Source organism: Paenibacillus sp. FSL M7-1414, from assembly GCF_038003195.1.
In the GTDB taxonomy this organism is placed as follows: Bacteria; Bacillota; Bacilli; order Paenibacillales; family Paenibacillaceae; genus Paenibacillus; species Paenibacillus amylolyticus.
Genome location: NZ_JBBOOS010000001.1, coordinates 5486791 through 5505774 on the forward strand (window position 1 = coordinate 5486791; position 18984 = coordinate 5505774).

The following is an 18984-nucleotide window of genomic DNA, read 5'->3' on the forward strand; positions in this document are numbered from 1 at the left end:
GCTCTCCATCCGACCCACATATATTAACCTTTAAGTTCCTTGATTCGTGCAATCACTTTATCCCGTTTATCGGAATAATCTGCTTGCTTGGCGCGCTCTTCCTCAATAACTTTGGCAGGAGCTTTGGCAACAAAGCCTTCGTTCGCCAGTTTTTTCTCTACACGGAGAACTTCGCCCTCAAGGTTCTCCAACTCTTTCTCCAAACGAGCCACTTCCTGCTCGATATCAATAAGACCTGCGAGCGGCAAGTATAGTTCTGCCCCCGTAATGATCGCAGTCATTGCCTTATCCGGTGAGTTTAAATCCAGCCCACTATCGAACTCGGACGTATTACAGAAACGTTTGATGTAGTGACTGTTACGCGCAATGATGCTGGACGTCTCAGCACTATTTGCTTTGACCATCAGCTCGATCTTTTTGCTCATCGGCACGTTCACTTCTGCACGAATGTTTCGCACTGCACGAATGGTATCCATGAGCAGGTTCATCTCGGCAACAGCCTCTGGGTTCTCCAGAGCAGGATCATATACCGGCCATGATGCCAGCGTAATGGTCTCACCTTCATGCGGCAGATGCTGCCAGATCTCTTCGGAGATGTATGGCATAAACGGATGAATCAGGCGCATGGTCTGATCCAGCACATAAGCAAGCACGGATTGTGTTTTCTTCTTGGCAACCGGATCTTCCCCATAGAAGGACAGCTTAGCAAACTCGATGTACCAGTCACACAGGTCATCCCAGATAAAGTTATACAACACTCGACCCGTTTCCCCAAATTCATACGCTTCGATTAGACGCGTAATATCGCGGGAAGTTTCGTTCAGACGGTGCAAAATCCAATAATCCGCTGTACCAAGCTCTCCGCTAATGTCACGTTCCTCATAGGTGAATCCTTCCAGATTCATCAATGCAAAGCGCGAAGCATTCCAGATCTTGTTGGCAAAGTTACGAGCCTGCTCCACTCGTTCCCAACGGAAACGCAGATCCTGACCTGGCGTGCTGCTGGTTGAGATCATGTAACGCATTGCATCTGCGCCGTATTTCTCAATCACATCCAGCGGATCTACACCGTTGCCCAGTGATTTGGACATTTTGCGTCCATCTGCATCACGAACAAGACCATGCATCAGCACATCCTTGAACGGAATCTCATCGGTGAATTCCAGTGCAGTGAAAATCATACGTGCAACCCAGAAATATATGATGTCATACCCTGTCACAAGTACACTTGTCGGATAATAACGTTTCAGGTCTTCCGTATCTTCCGGCCAGCCTAGTGTGGAGAATGGCCATAAGCCGGAGCTAAACCAAGTATCGAGTACGTCTTCGTCCTGTCTAAGCTTGCGTCCAGCATTCTCTGGCAGCGTTGTTGGATCTTCAGCAGATACGATGATTTCACCTGTTTCTTCATCATACCAAGCAGGTATACGATGTCCCCACCACAGTTGACGGGAAATACACCAGTCACGAACGTTCTCGATCCAGTTCAGATAGGTTTTCTCAAAACGATCTGGAACAAAATTAACCCCTTCGCCGCTCTGTTGTTTCTTAATCGCTCTCTCTGCAAGTGGCTTCATCTCAACGAACCACTGTGTAGACAGATACGGCTCAACAACAGCTCCGGTACGTTCACTGTGTCCAACCTGATGCGTGTGATCCTCAATGTTGATCAATACGCCCTGCTCTTTCAAGTCAGCAACAATCTGCTTGCGGCAGTCACTGCGATCCAGTCCCTGATACTTGCCTGCCTCAGCATTCATTGTGCCGCTCTCATCCATTACTGTAATCTGAGGCAGATCATGACGAAGACCTACTTCAAAGTCATTTGGATCATGCGCAGGCGTGATTTTAACTGCACCACTTCCAAACTCTTTATCCACATAATCATCAGCGATAATTGGAATTTCGCGTCCAATGATAGGCAGTACAAGTACTTTACCAATCATATCTGCATAACGCTCATCCTTCGGATGAACAGCAACCGCTGTATCACCCAGCATCGTTTCAGGACGCGTTGTTGCCACTGTAACGTAGCCACTTCCGTCTTTGAGCGGGTACCGCAGATGGTACAGGTGACCCTGAACCTCTTTATATTCAACCTCAATGTCGGACAGAGCTGTCCGGTTCACCGGGTCCCAGTTAATGATACGTTTGCCTCGGTAAATAAGGCCTTTTTCATACAGTTGAACAAATACTTTACGAACCGCTTGGGACAGACCTTCATCCAGCGTAAAACGTTCACGTGAGTAATCAAGCGACAATCCCATTTTGCCCCATTGCTGACGAATGGTAGTGGCATATTGATCTTTCCAGTCCCATACCTTCTCCAGAAACTTCTCACGTCCCAGATCATAACGAGTCAGACCTTCTTCACGCAGCTTCTGCTCCACTTTGGTTTGGGTAGCAATACCTGCATGGTCGGAACCCGGAAGCCACAGTGCGTCATAACCTTGCATCCGTTTGGTGCGGATCAGAATATCCTGCAGTGTAAAATCAAGCGCATGCCCAATGTGCAGCATCCCGGTCACATTTGGGGGTGGAATTACAATCGTATACGGCTCGGCATCTTTACGTTGACCGGCTTTGAAATATCCACGTTCCATCCAGGTGGAGTACCATTTATCCTCTGCCGCCTTAGGATCGTAAGTGGTCGGCATTTCTGTTGCAGCTGATTTTTTTTCCTCAGACATGTGTCATTCCTCCGTTACTTCATCATCTTCGCCAAAAAAAACAAAAAAACCTTTCATCCATCAAAGGACGAAAGGTTAGCTTTCGCGGTACCACCTTTGTTTCACGCCTACAGCAAGATAGACTTCACCCTCTGTACATGACGTGACACTTCAAGCAGATAACGGCTGCTACCGGCCCATCCTACCTCAGAAATAAATGACGATAGATCTCATTCATCCCTTGTATTCAAACAGGCAACTCCCGGGCGACTTCGATCAGTTGGTTCCTGCGGAATCTCACAGCGTTGCAATTCCACTCTCTGAAAGGTCATACTGTCTACTACTCCCGTTCCACGTTGTTCTTCAAAAAACCTACACACATCATACCTTGCTCGTGCGCGATAGTCAACCTGACAACAGCGGATAAAGAGCGCTGGAATGCAGGTTTAGGACGAATCATGCAAAAACCCGCAATCCTCAAGGGGATCACGGGTCGTAACGAAGGCTTTAACTACGGATTAAGGGATGTACAATATCTGACCTTCTTCCACAACCTGCTCAGATAATCGGTTATACAACTGAAGTTCCCTCGTGCTCAATTGATATCGATCTGCAATAGCATCCAGTGTATCTTCTCGCTGAACGATGCAAAGTTTCACCTTGCGGAACGGGGTCTGGTCCACGATCGTTCCCAGGAACAGGTTCTTCCATTCCACATCATCAGCTGGATACGTTTCTTCCTGTACCACACCCGCAGGAACCTCATCGCCTCGCTCCACTTCAGCATCGCGTGCCGCTCTACCGGAGGATAACAAAGAAGAGATACCTACGCCCTCTTCTTGCCGTGGTGCGGATTCTTTTTTGCTGCCAAAAGCAACCTTCAGCTCTGGCTTGTCTTCCGTCTCAGCCACAGGTTCAGGAACAAATGCTTCGTTCTGTACGAACTCGTCTACCCCAGTCGCTTCAAAAGACGGCCGGTCTTCCTCAGCGTTGCCTGGTTCGGACGAAGCAAATACACCTTGCCAGTTCTCCGCCTGTGATTCGCCCGGGACATCGGCAACTGCCTGATTCTCCTGCTGAGGTACAGATCTCGCGGATTCGAAGTGCCATACCTCTGGTGCGTCCGGTACATCCGGTGATGCCAACTCATTAGATGATTGAGCAGTAGGCTCTGAGACTGCTTGATCTGCACTTCTCGAGTTCGCAGGCAATGCATCCACGGAAGGCTCGGACCAACCCGAAGACTCATCTTCCAGAGGCAGCAATGGTTCTGACTCAGGGTAAGAAGCTAATCGATCTGCGGTCTCAGCCATAAATGACGAAATCGGAGAAGGTTCGCTGTATTGCTCATGAGATGCCAATTCATCTCCATTCGCTGTCAGAGATGCGGGATCTTCATTTGCATCAGGTTGTCTGTTTTCGTTAGCGTACTCCGCACTTAGCTCCTCAGATTGAAGTGGCTCTGCGGATGACGCATTCGCATAATCCTGCTGCCATTCTTCGCTATTCCTTAATGTCTCTTCCCTTGTGGACAGGTCAGCGAATTCCGGAGCACCATATGCAAGTTCTGCTGCATTCGCAAGTCTCTCTTCCTCACTCCGCTGGAGCAGGTACTCTTGTGCAAATGTGTTGGGATCGCTACCTGCCTGTGCTGCTTCATCGGAACGGTTGGATTGCTGAACATCAGGTGAATGAACAACTGTAAACTCATCTGCTGACCATACTTGTGGCTCTTCAACAGGAAAACCTTCGATACCTCGCAGCGACAATACACCTGTAATGTTCAGACTGCGATTGGATAACAGATCCACGTCAAAATTTTCGATCTCGATGGAAATATCCTCAATCGATCTGACCCGGTTCAGCGGCACTGTGATCTCCACGGGAATGAAATGTTTGAGCTCCTCTGAAGCCTCATTTTCTCCTCTGTACGCACCTGTAAGTAAAAGATGCCCTCTTAATGTGGCATGATCATCCTGCCCTATGACTTGAATGCGCGGGTATAGTTCAATCTCCTCCAATTCCTCAATCGCAGGAACTCCCTCAGACAAATGAACGCGCTCATAAATATCGAACCGCAAACCATAAGGTTGATTCAACAAAGGTGGCGTCCTCCTTTCGGCATATGTTCACCATGATCCTTCTCATGGGACTGATCCATGGTCCAAATCCTTCGTTACCCCATCTATATGCCTTGAATGAGGGGAGCATGCCACCTTTTGAAAAACCTTGCTATATATGTTCACCTCATGATTATTTACACTGTCACTCCAATGACAGAACAACCTTCTGATCGCTGTTATCCCCAGATTTTTTTCATTCCTTTTTATAAAGGGAAAATCCGGGGATAGCTTATGCTTCCGAAGCAGTTTTCTTTCAGAAAGCTTTTAGGCGAACGCTTTGCTTCTTCTGGTTGTTTCTGTCCTCTCCGTTCTCGTGTAAATAGTTAGTCGAACTTATATAGTGTATTAATAATTTTGACGCTCACGCTCTGCCAATTGTGTGAAATCGGACGGCCAAGGGTCGTTCACTTCAATCATCGCTCCGGTTAACGGATGACTAAACTTAAGCATCTCTCCGTGAAGTGCTTGTCGTCCAATGGCATCCGCTCTACCTCCATACAACGCATCACCAATAAGCGGATGTCCCGCGTAACTCAGGTGTACACGAATTTGGTGTGTGCGTCCTGTATCCAGCTTTAATCGTACAAGGGTTGCTCGTTCCCACACTTCGACGATCTCCACATGAGTAACAGCTTCCTGTCCACCTTCCGAGACACGCCTGCGCTGTTTGTGATGTCTATCCTTGCCAATCGGAGCATCAATTTTGTGGAGTTCAGGGGGGATTTGTCCACCTGCAATGGCTACATAATGGCGGCCAATCTCTTTGCGACGCATCGCTTCATCCAGTTTGGCGAGGGCAAAAGCATTTTTGGCATACAGGACAGGTCCGGTTGTATCCTCGTCCAGTCGATGAACATGGCGTACGCTCGCCTGGATTCCGTTCATTTCATAATAAGAGGCAACCACATGATCCAGCGTGATGGCCTGATCGGCAAGGCTTCCATCTGGATGCAGTTTCATGCCTGCCGGTTTGTGCATAACCAGACAGAAATCATCCTCATACAATACATCCACATCAGCCCAGCGTGGCTCAACATCGATTGGCTGGGACGCAAAAAGGGCCAGCCGAAGCCGGTCCCCTGCAAGTTGTATTCCTTGGTTTGCTTTTAACTGACGGAGCAGTTTCTCCGGAAACTGAAGTTCAGACAATAGCCACTGCTCTGCGGCCATCGGTTTGTCCGAACTGCCTGTTACGGCTTTCCCTGGCATCAGCTCAAGCCATTCCCCGCGGCGTTTCCAACTTTTGATGGTCATAGCGATTGAAGAGCTTTACGATTCGCCTCAATCGTATCGTCAATATCCTGCTCTGTGTGCACACCAGAGACAAACATACCTTCGTATTGCGAAGGCGCAACACTCACACCTTGATCAATCATGGCCGCAAAATAACGACGGAATTGATCCAGATTGCTTTCTTTGGCAATATCATAATTGGTTACTGGAACGGCACTGAAGAATGGACAAACCATGGAACCCACACGGTTAATGGTTATCGCAATACCCGTCTCAGCTGCATTTTTCTCGAATCCGGCTTGCAGACGTGCAGACAATGTCTCCAGACGGTCATAGACCTCTGGTGTTAATAATTTGAGCGTGGTATATCCTGCTGCCATAGCCAGCGGGTTCCCACTCAGTGTACCTGCCTGATAGATCGGTCCTGTTGGAGCAATCTGTTCCATCAGATCCCGACGGCCACCATAAGCACCAACCGGGAGTCCGCCACCGATAACTTTACCCAGACAAGTCAGGTCAGGTGTAACCCCATATCGTCCCTGAGCACAGTTCAACCCTACGCGGAAACCGGTCATGACTTCGTCAAAAATAAGCAGGCTGCCATATTGGGTCGTCAAACTGCGCAGGCCTTCAAGGAAACCGGAAGCCGGAGGAACAACCCCCATGTTACCCGCCACAGGCTCCACAATAACAGCGGCCAGTTCTTCACCATAACGTTCAAAAGCAAGTCTCACGGACTCCAGATCGTTATAAGGCACCGTAATGGTATTCACAGCTACGCCTTCAGGTACGCCTGGACTATCTGGCAGACCCAGCGTTGCAACACCTGAGCCAGCCTTGATCAGCAAGCTGTCTGCATGTCCATGATATGATCCTTCAAACTTCAGAATTTTACTGCGTCCGGTTACCCCGCGTGCCAGTCGAATGGCACTCATGGTTGCTTCCGTGCCGGAATTAACCATCCGCACGATATCGATAGAAGGTACACGCTCACAGACCAGTTTTGCCATCTCGGTCTCCAGCAAGGTAGGCGCACCAAAGCTTGTTCCTTTGAGGGCTGTCTCACGCAAAGCTTCTACAACGTCAGGGTGTGCATGTCCCATAATGAGTGGGCCCCACGATCCCACATAGTCAATAAAAACATTGCCATCAATATCGTAGATTTTGGACCCTTCACCGCGCTCTGCATAGATCGGAGTAAGTCCCACCGATTTGAATGCGCGTACAGGGCTGTTCACACCCCCGGGTATGTACTGCTTCGCTTCCTCAAACGCGCTGCGTGAGCGCTCATCATTGCGACGATTACCTTGTTGTGCAGTCATGAATATCCTCCTCAATGTAATTATTTTATTTCTCAGCCAACCAGCGTGAAGCGTCTTTTCCGTAGTAGGTAATGATCATATCTGCACCTGCGCGTTTCATGCTGAGCAGGATTTCCATGGCAACTTTTTTCTCATCGATCCAGCCTTGAATCGCCGCCGCCTTCACCATGGCATACTCGCCACTTACATTATAGGCAACAAGCGGAAGATCAAATTGATCCTTAATCGTACGCATGACATCAAGATAGGAAAGGGATGGTTTTACCATCAACATGTCCGCTCCTTCGAGCACATCCGTCTCTGCTTCACGCAAGGCTTCACGTGCGTTCGCCGGGTCCATCTGATATGACTTGCGGTCTCCGAATTGTGGTGTGGAATCCGCAGCTTCACGGAATGGACCATAGAATGCGGATGCATATTTAACAGAGTAAGACATAATCGGAATATGACTGAATCCATTCTCATCCAGCCCCGCGCGGATCGCTTGTACAAATCCATCCATCATGTTGGATGGTGCAATAATGTCCGCTCCTGCTTTGGCTTGAGACACTGCCGTTTGCACGAGTAGATCAAGTGATTCATCATTTAACACATCTCCGCAGATGTGGCCGTCAATCTCCACGGTGTGTACCATACCGCAGTGACCGTGATCCGTGAATTCACACAGACAAGTATCCGCAACAACCAGCAGTTCCGGGTACCAGGATTTGATCAATCTCGTCGCTTCCTGCACAATGCCATCTTCAGCGAAGCCAGATGAACCCACACTGTCCTTCGTCTCGGGAATACCGAACAATAACACGGCTGGAATTCCCAGCTCGGCAATTTCCGTTACTTCCTCCTGAAGACGATCCAGCGAGAAGCGGAATACGCCAGGCATGGATTTAATTTCAGATTTCACATTTTCTCCATACGTCACATAGATCGGTTGAATAAAGTCGTCCACGGTTAGATGGGTCTCTCTGACCATATTGCGAATACCTGTGGATTGACGTAAACGGCGATGCCGTACAATTGGAAAACTCATACGAGTAAAACCTCCTTGAAAGTTAAATAGAGCAAAAAGGGAAGCGCGCTGGTATCCTATCGAATTCAGCACGCTTCATATGTTGACATGATTACATGTGTATTAATTTCGAAGAGCGCCTTCTTTGGTACCTGTCCGTTTCCAGTCGCATAGCACTGTGATCAAGCTATCCATCGTTGCTTCCTCTGCCATCAGTGTAACCTTCAGTCCAGCGGCTTCTGCCGTCTTGGCTGTAACAGGTCCGATGCACGCAACCTCCACATCTTTCAATAAAGGCAGTGGATCTTGCAATCCCATACGTTTCAACATACTCATGAAATTGGTAACCGTCGATGAACTTGTAAAGGTCACCGCATGAATTCCACCTTCTTCAAGCAGCTTGAGCAGTTCATCATCATCCTCACCAGCAAGGATCGTATCGTAGGTGATGGCTTCGGTGACCTGAATTCCTCGTTCTCTCAACTGGTCACGTAACCATGTACGTGCAAGATCACCGTGCGGAAGCAATACTCTCTGGCCTTCCTTCAGCTCACTTTCAAAAGCCTCAAGCATGCCTTCGGCCTGGAAAGGACCTTTGACAACCTCTGCAACGATGCCATGTTTGCGCAAGGCATCTGCTGTGGAAGGTCCTACGGCAGCAATTCTCGCTTGATGAATCGAACGAATATCCTTGCCTTCCTGTTCCAGATGGCGGAAGAAAAACTCCACGCCGTTCACACTTGTGAAAAACACCCAGTCATAGGTATTTAAAGCACTGAAGGCGTCTTTGACACTTTGCTGCGCAGATTCACTGGACGGCATAACCGTCTCAATGACCGGAAACTCATACGGTTCGCCGCCGAGTTCCTCAATGCGATTCACCAGTTCACTCGCCTGACTGCGAGCACGGGTTACCAGAATTCGTTTGCCAAACAGCGGCAGCGCTTCTGCCCATTTCAACTGTTCCCGCTGATTGACGACATCTCCCACCACAATAACAGCTGGTGGTTGGAAATTGGCTGCGATCACTTTCGCTTCTATATCTTCAAGGGTACCTGTAAGGGTATCCTGTTCCGCTCGTGTTCCCCAACGAATCAGAGCTACCGGTGTTTGCGCTGGACGACCATGGCGAATCAATTGTTCGCTGATATATCCAATTTTGGCAACCCCCATCATAAATACAAGTGTGCCCGTCGCATTCGTCACTTTATCCCAATGGATACTGCGATCAAGCTTGTCCGGACTCTCGTGCCCCGTAATAATAGAGATGGAAGAGGCATAGTCACGGTGAGTCACAGGAATTCCGGCATACGCAGGTACACTTATTGCAGCGGTAACCCCAGGTACAATCTCAAACGGAATTCCGTTTTTGTGCAGCAAACCCGCCTCTTCCCCCACGCGTCCAAAGATAGTTGGATCGCCGCCCTTAAGCCGAACCACAACCTTGCCTTCAAGAGCCAGATCAACCAACAGTTGATTGATCTCTTCCTGTTTCATCGTATGCCGATCCGGGCGCTTGCCCACGTAAATCTTGACTGCGCCGGGTTTCATTTGTTTCAACAATCTCGGACTTGCCAAACGATCATAGACTACCGCATCGGCTTTCCCGATGGATTCCCACCCTTTTACCGTAATCAGCTTTGCATCCCCAGGACCTGCCCCTACCAAAAAGACCTTTCCCACCATGTCTTCATCCCCTAACTTCTGCCAGTATCTGCTCTGCTCCCCGTTCGATCAATCTCCACGCCACTTCTTCACCCAGACGAACCGGGTCCTTGCCGATCATAGCTTCCTTAAGAATCAGTCCACCATCCGGCGTGCCGACCATACCTGTTAATTGTAACGTGTTTTCACCATTCAGGGAATCTGCATCTTGCTGAGGCACCCACACTGCATGAGCACCGATCGGAACCTGACAGCCCCCATTCAATACACTGAGAAAACGGCGTTCCGCCTGTACAGGAAATGCTGTCTCGGGATCGTTATACAGCTGCAGCAAGTGCAACAGTTCCTCATCGTCTTCACGACATTCGATACCAAGCGCGCCTTGACCCACTGCCGGAAGGCAAGCTGTTTCCGTCAGGTACTCTGTGATCCGATCTTCCCAGCCCATACGGTACAATCCTGCCGCTGCCAGAATAATCGCATCGAATCCTTCGTTCTCCAGCTTCCGCAGACGGGAATCAATGTTGCCGCGAATCGATTCCAATTGCAAATCTGGACGATAGGCCTTTAATTGACTCGACCGGCGCAGACTGCTTGTTCCGACTCTAGCTCCTTCTGGCAGTTGATCCAGAGTAAGTCCACCATTGGAGATCAGCGCATCCCGTGGATCTGCACGACGAGGAATAGCACCATTGATTAATCCTTCGGGTAACTCGGAAGGCATATCCTTCATGCTATGCACAGCCATATCAATCGTACGATCAAGCATCGCCTGTTCAATCTCTTTGACAAACAGACCTTTGCCTCCCACTTTTGACAACGTTACATCCAGAATGAGATCTCCCTTGGTAACAATCTTATGTACTTCAAAGTCAAAAGCTAATCCTTCCCGCTCACAAATATCGCGTAAATCCTGAATGACATGGCCTGTCTGGGTTAGCGCAAGCGCGCTCTGTCTACTTCCAACTTTAATTGTACGCATATCTACACTTCCTCCTGATTACGGGATATCCAGTCCCCGATTTCTTCTTCGGTCCACCACCGAAAATGGCCTGTACGAATATCTTCTAATATGTGCATTTCAGTTAATTGCCGAAGCAACGTACTCCTGAGACTTGAAGAAGATACGCGTGACTTCACCTCAGTCCTCATCTGGTGCAAAAACTCAAGGTACGTCTCATATTCATCACCGAACTGTCGTTCGAGTGTGGCACGTATCTCCGCAGCTGCTGCCGGTCCCGCTCCTGCTGTGGATATCGCTATGCTTAATCTCCCACGCCTTACCACGCTTGGTGTAATAAAGCTGCTGTGCTCCGAAGACATTGCGTCATTCACCAATATGCCCGCAGCCTCAGCATCCCGAACCACAGTTGAATTGACCTCTGAACGGTCAGTCGCTGCATATACGAGAAAGGCCCCCCGCAAATCTCCATTGCGGTAGGACCGGTCTATCCATTGAATTCGGGATTCATGATGCAGTTGTTTTAATACGGGAGTAAGCTCCGGACTAATGACCGAAATCTGTGCCTCAGCATGCAGCAATCCCTTAATTTTACGTTCGGCAACACGTCCACCACCAACCACGCAGCACTTTTTGCCTGAAGTATTCACAAATATCGGCGTGTAACGGTCCATCCCCTTCACTCTCCCGTCCAACGATGAAACGCTGAATACGCATTGGATAAAAAACTTATAATGACAAATCCGTACCCGATCAGTGTCCATCTTGCCATGATAATTGTAGAGAACTGTTTCCTTCTCTTGGATACGAAGTACCCCACATAGATGGCAATGGCAAGACCTGTCGCAATAACTTTGAGATCCAAGAGCAGGACCCAGCGTGTTTCCGCTACGATGGACAACACCGCAAGCATCACAGAAACACCAAGGAGCGGTGTACCTATGAAATTAGCACCATCCATGTATTTGCCGATCACTTCCAGGCTTGGCATCCGTCGCATCGTATCATTCCACTTTTTTTTCTTCAACTTACGGTGCAGGAACAGATATAACATGGCAAATACCGTAGCAACGGTTAACGCCGCAAAACCAAGATTCGCCAAGGTAATATGCATAATGAGTAATCCATGTACCGTTTGCCAGTTATGCAGTGATATCTCTCCGGCCGTAAACCACAGTCGGTTTAATACCGTAACGGAAAAACCTACAACATTCAGCAACAAAATCACAAATTCGGAACGCTGGATGCGAGTCATGACAAGAGACATCAGCACAATACTGAATGAAAATATAAACAAAAAATCAAAGGTGGTATAGATGGGGAAATGGCCTTCAGTCCACATGCGCAATATGACATGCGTTACCTGCAATCCCCAAACAACGACAAGAAACCCTGTGCCTGTCCGCTTCGCCCCCGCATTGCGTCGAATGCAGTCCGAGAAATAGAACAGTAGGCTCAGGGCATACATATAGATTAGAGCTTCATAAACTTGTTCAGCAAGGGTCAAGCTGCCCACCCGCCTTATACGCCTGCCGGAGCATAAGCCGGCACGGGGTCTTGCCGGTTTTCGTTAAGGTGAGCGGCTGGTTTCGCCAGAGCTGTAGCATCACTCTGACTCACTTTTTCAGCGGCCATCTCTACTGCATCTTCCAGAGCGAAAATCTGAGTAAACATGCGCAGAGCTTCATCACCTTGCTTCGTGCCTGCCATTTCCTTAATCCGATTAATCGGATCTGTCGTCATTTGGTTCACAATACTCTTGGTCAAACGACGAATGACTTTACGTTGATGTTCATCCAGCTCAGGCAGCTTATTAAACAGGCTATCCATCGTTTCTTCATGAATGGAGACACCTTTTTCCTGCAAAGCGCGAATAACGGGACGAACACCCAACGTTTTGAGCCAATGGTAATAATCCTCCATCTCAAGCTCAATCATTCTCTCAATCTTGGCAGCTTCCACCTTACGCATCTCCAGGTTACTCTCCACGATTCCTTCCAGATCATCAATGTCATAGAGAAATACGTTGGATAATTCACCAATCGCCGGATCAATATCCCGTGGAACCGCAATATCAATCAGGAACAATGGACGAGATTGACGACGCTTCATGCTCTCTCGTACCACTGCTGCATCCATGACATAACGTTCAGCTCCAGTGGAACTAATCACAATATCAACTTCATTAAGTCGATCTAGTGCCTGTTCCATGGTACAAGGTGTCCCCCGGAACTTGGCTGCCAATTCTTCAGCTCTTGCGAGCGTGCGATTCGCCACGATGACCTCGGATGCCCCGTTGGCATAGAGATGTTTCACGGTTAGTTCACTCATCTTGCCGGCACCCAAAATGAGCACCTTCTTGTCTGTGAACATGCCAAAAATCCTCTTACCGAGTTCAACAGCAGCATAACTGACAGACACGGCGCTCTCCCCGATGGAAGTCTCCGAATGTGCCCGTTTGCCCAGCGTAACAGCCTGTTTGAACAGCATATTAAACCAGGTACCTGTTGATTTCTCTTCCTGCGCTTTAAGAAAAGCCTGTTTCACCTGTCCAAGAATCTGAGTCTCACCGATGACCATAGAATCTAGTCCGCAGATGACGCGGAACAAATGGCGCATGGCTTGATCATCTTCATATATATATAAGTGTTGCGTAAATTCTTCCCGTGGTACGTTAAACCATTGTTCCATGAATGTTCGAATAAAATAACCACACATGTGAAGACGGTCCACCACAACATACAACTCGGTACGGTTACATGTGGCTACGATTACACCTTCCAATACACTCTTGGTCAGCTTGAGCTGCTGCAGCGCTTCAGACAAATCCTTTTCTGCAAATGTGAATCGTTCCCTAACCTCTACAGGCGCCGTGCGATAATTCAAACCAACGACAACGATGTGCATTGCAAGTTCACCTGCCTAATAAATTTCCAATCAAAGTGCTTACTGCATATGTCTATCCATTTATGATTGACAAGGTTAATTATATCACACATCATAGCCATGACTGGGTCATTTTTATGAAATGTTTATGAAATCACCATGTTCATCATCATATGCACTGTCATTTATTGTAGTGTCTCACCAAAGTTCACCGTTATGCGTTAAAAAGTGTCGATTATGAATTTCCTAACGATACGCATATTAAAACAAATAGCCATGGAATTATTCCATGACTATTAGAGTTTGGGAGGTTATGTGTCCATCCCGATATGTGAACATTGTGTATGCAATATACTTTTTATTTAAACCCGTTCAGTCTGGTTGTTCATGTCTGGTGTTTCAACTTGCATTTCGCCCAAACCACGTACCAACTTCTTTGCATACGTTTTTTCAGGCTTTAATACGGATACCAGGTAGTCAATAGCAAGCTGTGGGTCTACAGTCTCCCCACAAGTGTAACAATCAATCGCTGCAAAACCTCTCTCAGGATACGTATGAATGGAGAGATGGCTCTCAGACAATAGTACAAGTACGGTCGCTCCCTGTGGATCAAACTGCTTGGACTGTACGGACATCACTGTCGCGCCACATGCCTCCGCTGCTTCAACCATTTGGGCTTCCAAATACTCTGCATTGTTCAGTAGATTAAAGTCGACACCCCAAGTATCAACAGCAACGTGTCTTCCGAAAGTTGAATATTCCATCCTTCGGTTCCCCCTTCCTAGGAATAAAATGTTTGAAAAATTTCATCCGCTAGGACCTACGTCATTCACTTCCCGAGGGAAAAATCTCTCGCAACATATAATGTCCTGAGTGAATCCTGGTTCCTATATTGTTTTCAACGAGATTAAAAATAACATTGAATCAGAGTGAAATCAACCCTTTTCCAGAAGATTGTAAAATAAATATTTCCAATTCGGAATATTCGATCTCACATCAAAAAATTCCCCTGAAACCTCCACATTGGCGAGTGCCACTGCCCGGAAGATACAAGGGAATTCATTATATACATATACGTTTATAAACATACAATTTTAAGTTAATAAGCTTCAAGCTCAAACAACCGTTTTTGATGACGAGCAAGGGTCTCATCAATCTGATGGAGCTGACCAGCAGTCGCATCTTTTCTAGTGTCCAGTAGTGAATCGATCTCGGCATACACACGGTTGATTTCGCGTTCTACATCTCTGGCCTGGAACAGATGTTGCAATTCAAGCAACGTATTTTTGTATTCATAGATCACTCGGGTGTTCTCCCCGGTCTTCTCCACAATTTTGCGGACAGTGCCTTGAGCATAAACATACGTCATGGTGAACCCTTTATAGATCCGATGAACGACCCCGTCACCCTTAAAAGTCACAAAGAGCTTCCGGACAACGTTGGTCAGATGCAGATTCACCAGGCGGCAAGATAATTCACAGATATAAAACCCTTCTATGCGGTCAAAGGGGAAATGCACTTCTTCTCCACTTACATCCCCCAGCACAACCTCCTGACAACCATTGTCCAACACCTTAACCCGGTGATGAAGCCTGCCGTCTTCTGTCATGCGCAAAAACTGATGCATCTGGGGTTCTGACAATTTCATAGTGGCCTTCACATACTCTGTGGCTAACCGCTGAGCCATACAAATCCCTCAATTCTTTCCCGATTGTTTTGTCTTCCTGCACATGTAGCAGTCATCTCAAAATTCTTCAGGCCGGCATGGCCGGTAATTTTGGTACTGTTGGCAATATGCACCTATGGTCATTATACACTACCCTAACGTTATTTTTCTCCAGACCCAGATAATGAATTCTCACGAAATCCCTTAAAAAACCGGATTAATCTGGATCTCATCAAAGATTCATTTAGCATGCTCGCTTTCCTGCACTAAAACGGTATACTATCTCGGTTATCCGTTAATTCCGTTGGTTTCTTCCTCATCAGAAGCACCCTCTGCATCCAGCACTGGTGCATACTTATCTATGCGGGCATGGCGGGTAATGATGTCCCATAACTCTTCTTTCCCCAATCCCTCTTCGGATGAAAACGGCACAAACAAATCCCCTGAACGAAGACCCAGTGATTCCTTAATGACTTTGATATATTTGGCTCTGCGGGTTTTTGGAATCTTGTCCATCTTGGTTGCTACGACAACCAAAGGCAGTCCATTATGACGAAGCCATTCGTTCATCATCTTGTCCTCTTTGGACGGTTCATGTCTCATATCAACCATCTGCATGACCAGTTTCAATTCCTCGCGTCCCAACAAGTATTTCTCCATCATTTTACCCCAGGCAAAGCGTTGCTCTTTAGAAACTTTAGCGTAGCCATATCCCGGGAAATCGACGAAGTAGAGATCCTGATTAATTTTATAATAGTTGAGTTGCTGTGTCTTACCCGGTGTAGAGCTCGTCCGAGCCAAATTTTTACGATTGATCAAACGGTTGATCAGGGAAGATTTCCCCACATTGGAGCGTCCCGCCAAAGCAATCTCTGGCAGACCGTCCTCGGGGTATTGTTCAGGCCGAACGGCACTGATAATAAATTCAGATTGATTTACTTTCATATTGTATCTTTCCTCTCTTGAACGCCTGTGCTATGCATCACCTGTTGAAGGTATTATGCCATGGATTGTTCTATCATACCAAAAAAACCGTTCCAGCGGACGCCGAAGCCTCCGCAGAACGGTCTAATCTTCATACGAACCTTTCGGATACGTGGATTACAGGTGAATTCCTGTCTGCTCAACAAGTGCATGCTGCAATACCTGATCCATATGGGCTACAGGGACAAACTCCACATCTTCCTTGATGCTGTCTGGAATGTCACGCAGGTCCCGTTCGTTATCCTTAGGCAATAATATTTTTTTATAGCCGGCACGATGGGCTGCCAGTGATTTCTCTTTCAGACCACCAATCGGCAACACACGTCCACGCAGTGTTATTTCACCAGTCATCGCGATATCCTTGGACACATGTTTGTTCGTCAAGGCTGAGATTAACGCTGTTGCCATCGTAATCCCGGCAGATGGACCATCCTTCGGAATCGCTCCTTCCGGAACGTGGATATGGATATCGTTTTTCTCATGGAAATCAGGCGAAATTCCAAGCTGTGTAGCTTTGGAACGGGTGTAACTGAATGCGGCTTGTGCCGATTCCTTCATGACATCCCCCAGTTTACCTGTGAGAGTCAATTTACCTGTTCCAGGCACAACAGTCACTTCAATGATAAGGGTATCTCCACCCACTTCAGTCCACGCCAGACCCGTTACGGTACCAATCTGATCTTCCAGTTCGGCCATACCATAACGGAACTTGCCAGGTCCAAGGTAGTCTTTGATCTCATCGGATGAGATGTTAATCTGACCTTCCACACCCGATACGATGTTCTTGGCAGCTTTCCGGCACAACGAAGCCATCTGCTGTTCCAGATTACGCACACCTGACTCCCGTGTATATTCACGAATTACACGCAACAACGCGTCATCCGGGATTTCCAATTGCTCTTCTTCCAAACCATGGTCCTGCTTCTGTTTGGGCAACAAATAGTTTTTCGCAATTTGTTGCTTCTCCAGTTCCGTATAACCAGGGATGTTGAGCATTTCCATCCGATCCAGCAATGGACGCGGAATATTGTGTACCGTGTTGGCAGTTGTTATAAACATAACGTTGGATAAGTCAAACGGCAATTCTACAAAATGATCACTAAACGTATTATTTTGTTCCGGATCAAGTACCTCAAGTAACGCTGCGGAAGGATCTCCGCGGAAATCTGAAGCCATCTTATCAATCTCGTCCAGCAGGAATACCGGATTAAGTGACCCTGCCGTTTTCATGCCCTGGATGATACGTCCAGGCATGGCGCCGACATAGGTACGTCGGTGACCACGAATCTCAGCCTCATCCCGCACGCCGCCAAGAGATATTCTTACAAACTCCCGACCTAGCGATCTGGCGATCGAACGAGCAAGTGATGTTTTACCAACCCCTGGAGGTCCAACCAGACAGAGAATTGGCCCTTTGAGCTTCTTGACGAGCTTCTGGACAGCCAGATACTCCAGCACACGTTCTTTGGGCTTTTCCAGTCCGTAATGATCTGCATTGAGCACATCTTCGGCTTTCTGGATATCCAGATCATCCGCTGTCATCTGACTCCAAGGAAGGCCAAGTAGCCAATCCACGTAGTTGCGAATGACTCCGCCCTCGGCTGAACTTGCAGGCATTTTCTCCAGTCGATCAATTTCTTTCTCGACCTTTTCTTTCACCTTGTCCGGCAAGCCGAGTTCTTCCATCTGAGTGCGAAGTTCCTCGACCTCACCCGCACGGCCTTCTTTTTCACCAAGTTCTTTCTGGATCGCTTTCATCTGCTCGCGCAAATAATATTCCTTCTGCGTTTTCTCCATCTGTTTCTTCACACGTTGGCTGATCTTGCGTTCAAGCTCCAGCACTTCGCGCTCATTGTTCAGGATATCCAGCAATTTCTCCAGACGTTCCCGAACGTCGATGGTCTCCAGAATTTCCTGTTTATCCTTGATCTTCAAGGACAGGTGACTCGTGATAACATCGGCCAGACGCCCTGGTTCTTCGATGTCAGACACCGCTGCGAGTGTCTCTGGTGTCACTTTTTTGGACAGATTAATATAATTCTCGAACTGGTTCAGAACGGTACGCATCAAGGCATCCGTCTCGGGATGGGTATTCTCCTCTTCAGGCAGCTCTTTAGCCAGTACTTCATAATATTCCTCATTGTCCGTATATTCAATAATTTCAGCCCGTTCCAAGCCTTCAACGAGTACACGAATCGTACCGTTCGGAAGCTTCAGCATCTGTCTGACCTTGGCCACGGTTCCGATTCTGAAAATGTCCTCTTGTGTTGGTTCTTCAATATTTACTTCGGCTTGGGAACATAGGAGAATCAGATGTTCTTCTACCATCGCTTTTTCTAAAGCCTTGACCGATTTCTCCCGGCCCACATCGAGATGCAGTACCATACTCGGGTAGACGAGAAGTCCTCTTAAAGGCAGTAAAGGAAAACGACGACCTTTCGCTTTGCTCGGTCCCATCGCTTTCGCACC

14 protein-coding genes and 1 other annotated feature are annotated in these 18984 nt (G+C 47.7%); all 14 genes read right to left on the bottom strand.

The window, feature by feature from the left end; all coding sequences use genetic code 11:
- Positions 1-23 precede the first annotated feature (23 nt).
- Positions 24-2690, bottom strand: coding sequence for a valine--tRNA ligase (locus tag MHH92_RS24015; protein ID WP_307416337.1), 2667 nt, complete (start codon positions 2688-2690; stop codon positions 24-26).
- A gap of 60 nt (positions 2691-2750) precedes the next feature.
- Positions 2751-3032, bottom strand: a binding site (T-box leader).
- A 155-nt stretch (positions 3033-3187) separates the two neighbouring features.
- Entirely contained in the window at positions 3188-4771 is a 1584-nt protein-coding gene (locus MHH92_RS24020; protein WP_340906822.1) for a LysM peptidoglycan-binding domain-containing protein, read from the bottom strand.
- Between the two features lie 366 nt (positions 4772-5137).
- Positions 5138-6046, bottom strand: a complete 909-nt coding sequence (locus tag MHH92_RS24025; protein WP_340906824.1) for an RluA family pseudouridine synthase — start codon at positions 6044-6046, stop codon at positions 5138-5140.
- The gene (gene hemL, locus MHH92_RS24030) at positions 6043-7347 is read right to left on the bottom strand and encodes a glutamate-1-semialdehyde 2,1-aminomutase (protein ID WP_036605898.1); all 1305 of its coding nucleotides are present in this window, start codon (positions 7345-7347) and stop codon (positions 6043-6045) included. The genes MHH92_RS24025 and hemL overlap by 4 nt, the downstream gene beginning before the upstream one ends.
- A gap of 25 nt (positions 7348-7372) precedes the next feature.
- Entirely contained in the window at positions 7373-8374 is a 1002-nt protein-coding gene (hemB, locus tag MHH92_RS24035) for a porphobilinogen synthase (RefSeq protein ID WP_017692601.1), read from the bottom strand.
- A 102-nt stretch (positions 8375-8476) separates the two neighbouring features.
- A complete protein-coding gene (cobA, locus tag MHH92_RS24040) occupies positions 8477-10039 on the bottom strand; it encodes a uroporphyrinogen-III C-methyltransferase (RefSeq protein ID WP_036673530.1) in 1563 nt (520 codons plus the stop codon).
- Positions 10040-10043: 4 nt separating this feature from the next.
- Entirely contained in the window at positions 10044-11000 is a 957-nt protein-coding gene (gene hemC / locus MHH92_RS24045) for a hydroxymethylbilane synthase (RefSeq protein WP_340906829.1), read from the bottom strand.
- A gap of 2 nt (positions 11001-11002) precedes the next feature.
- Complete coding sequence (locus MHH92_RS24050) at positions 11003-11653, bottom strand: precorrin-2 dehydrogenase/sirohydrochlorin ferrochelatase family protein (RefSeq protein ID WP_340906832.1); 651 nt, start codon at positions 11651-11653, stop codon at positions 11003-11005.
- 5 nt (positions 11654-11658) lie between these two features.
- Positions 11659-12486, bottom strand: coding sequence for an ABC transporter permease (locus MHH92_RS24055; protein WP_415841522.1), 828 nt, complete (start codon positions 12484-12486; stop codon positions 11659-11661).
- A 14-nt stretch (positions 12487-12500) separates the two neighbouring features.
- A complete protein-coding gene (gene hemA, locus MHH92_RS24060) occupies positions 12501-13886 on the bottom strand; it encodes a glutamyl-tRNA reductase (RefSeq protein ID WP_036605893.1) in 1386 nt (461 codons plus the stop codon).
- A gap of 341 nt (positions 13887-14227) precedes the next feature.
- On the bottom strand, positions 14228-14629 hold the full coding sequence (gene speD / locus MHH92_RS24065; protein ID WP_340906834.1) for an adenosylmethionine decarboxylase: 402 nt from the start codon (positions 14627-14629) through the stop codon (positions 14228-14230).
- Positions 14630-14964: 335 nt separating this feature from the next.
- On the bottom strand, positions 14965-15552 hold the full coding sequence (locus MHH92_RS24070) for a non-ribosomal peptide synthetase module (protein WP_340028522.1): 588 nt from the start codon (positions 15550-15552) through the stop codon (positions 14965-14967).
- Positions 15553-15819: 267 nt separating this feature from the next.
- Entirely contained in the window at positions 15820-16476 is a 657-nt protein-coding gene (gene yihA, locus MHH92_RS24075; RefSeq protein WP_036605890.1) for a ribosome biogenesis GTP-binding protein YihA/YsxC, read from the bottom strand.
- 156 nt (positions 16477-16632) lie between these two features.
- Positions 16633-18972: an endopeptidase La gene (lon, locus tag MHH92_RS24080; RefSeq protein WP_036605889.1), complete on the bottom strand. Its 2340-nt coding sequence runs from the start codon at positions 18970-18972 to the stop codon at positions 16633-16635.
- Positions 18973-18984: the final 12 nt, after the last annotated feature.